The organism is Microbacterium sp. BF1 (assembly GCF_019279095.1).
GTDB classification, from domain to species: Bacteria; Actinomycetota; Actinomycetes; order Actinomycetales; family Microbacteriaceae; genus Microbacterium; species Microbacterium maritypicum.
Map to the genome: position 1 here is coordinate 1 of NZ_JAGYWT010000721.1, position 896 is coordinate 896.

The 896-nt window shown below is 69.3% G+C and carries 1 protein-coding gene; it reads right to left on the reverse strand.

The window, feature by feature from the left end:
• The coding region (locus KZA10_RS16310) for an esterase-like activity of phytase family protein (protein WP_308289702.1) at window positions 1-743 on the reverse strand (743 nt) is incomplete at its 3' end.
• Between the last annotated feature and the right edge of the window lie 153 nt (window positions 744-896).

Consider the following 896-nt stretch of genomic DNA (forward strand, 5'->3'; position numbering starts at 1 on the left):
AGCTCGTCGAGGCGATGGTCGCCAGCATCGGTCGACACGATCCCGGCGTGCCGGTCATCCCGTATCTTCTGGGGGTCGGCCCACAGCGTCTTGCGCACGCTGTCGTAGTCGAGCGCCATCACTCCGGTGAGACCCGGGGCGATCTCCGAGACCAGCGTCGCCGAACCGTCGGACCCGAGGGCGAAGGCGTAGACGTGGCCGTTGTCCTCGACCGCGACGAAGAACAGCCCACCGCCGTGACCGGCGTAGCTCTTCGGGTCGTACGCCGCGCTCTTGCTGTCGTCGAAGAGCTTCCCGGCCAGCGCAGAGTCCGGCACCCACTGCACGGCCTCCATGCCGAGGTTCGCACCCACGGCCGGCAGCAGAGAGGTCAGATCCCATTCCTGCTGAGCGACGAGGTCGCCGTTCGAGGCGTCGGGGTCGACCTTGAGCACCACGTTCTGGTTCACACCCTTGGCGCTGTTGTCCCGTTCGGAGGCCACGTACACGAAGCCGTCGCCGTCGACCGTGATGCCCTCGGTGTCGGGGCCCGCGGCTGCCGGGTTCGCGGCATCCTTCTGGAAGCGCACGCGCTTGCCCGCATCCCATCCGTCGGCCTTCTCGACCGAGCCGTCGGCGTGCGCCTCGAGCTTCCAGATCCGACCCTCGCCGTTGTCGACCGCCCAGAGGAAGGCGCCATCGGCGGTCTCCTGCACGTCGAGCCCTGAGCTGTCTTCGAGGAACGTCGGGATGCTGTCGACCACGCGCACGTCGGCAGAGCCGGGCCACGTCGCCACCGCGATCTCTCCCGCGCAGACGTTGGCCGCGCCCTTCGTGGATTCGGCCGTGCTGGCGAAGGCACCCTCGGTGTCAGGGCAGCGGCCCCAGGTGGTCGCCGCGTGGCCGTCGCCCCAGGA